Source organism: Stenotrophomonas sp. INTA L402-1, assembly GCF_059295135.1.
Genome location: NZ_JCAFWP010000184.1, coordinates 1 through 580, shown reverse-complemented (window position 1 = coordinate 580; position 580 = coordinate 1). Strand labels below are relative to the sequence as shown.

Sequence of the window (580 nt, the reverse complement as noted above, 5' to 3'; positions counted from 1 at the left end):
GGCATATACTGTCTTTTACAAGAGCGGGCCGTGGGCAGTGGGCGACTGAATATCAATATCCTTAACCAGCAGCAGTTTGCCGTTGTCATTCAGTACCATACCTTTTTTAATTTCGTTCGCTCTTGGCATCGAAAAATTCCTGTAGTCGAAAATGTCAAAAATATCGCGACAAAGTACTCGCGACGGGCCTTTCGGGCAAGTGGTATTCGCACTTTTGCTGGTGCAAAAAAGGTGGTACTGTGCGCGCTCATCAATCCGGTGGTTAACCTTAAGAGAACAACGTATGGAATGCCGTCCGGGTTGCGGGGCGTGTTGCACTGCCCCTTCAATTTCCAGCCCTATTCCCGGTATGCCAGATGGCAAGCCCGCCAATACGCCCTGCATTCAGCTTGATGAACAGCAACGCTGTAAAATTTTCACCTCGCCACTGCGACCGAAAGTCTGTGCAGGCTTACAAGCCAGCGCTGAAATGTGCGGTAACTCGCGTCAGCAGGCGATGACCTGGCTTATCGATCTGGAAATCCTGACCGCGCCTTAAACATCTTTAATCCGTAGTAAGCAAAACAGAGTGGCGATAATC

Annotated in this window: 2 protein-coding genes; both read left to right on the top strand. The window is 49.8% G+C overall.

Annotated features, from left to right (window positions below; genetic code table 11):
• Positions 1-393, top strand: a 393-nt coding sequence (locus AC5O77_RS22240) for a hypothetical protein (RefSeq protein ID WP_494507227.1), incomplete at its 5' end; no start/stop codon positions are given.
• Positions 284-538 (top strand): YkgJ family cysteine cluster protein, encoded by a 255-nt coding sequence (locus tag AC5O77_RS22235; RefSeq protein ID WP_001446648.1) that lies wholly within the window; start codon positions 284-286, stop codon positions 536-538. The genes AC5O77_RS22240 and AC5O77_RS22235, both read left to right, overlap by 110 nt.
• Positions 539-580 lie beyond the last annotated feature (42 nt).

Coding starts and splice junctions, on each gene's coding strand:
- AC5O77_RS22235 (WP_001446648.1), top strand. CDS start 284: ATGGAATGCCGTCCGGGTTGCGGGGCGTGTTGCACTGCCCCTTCAATT.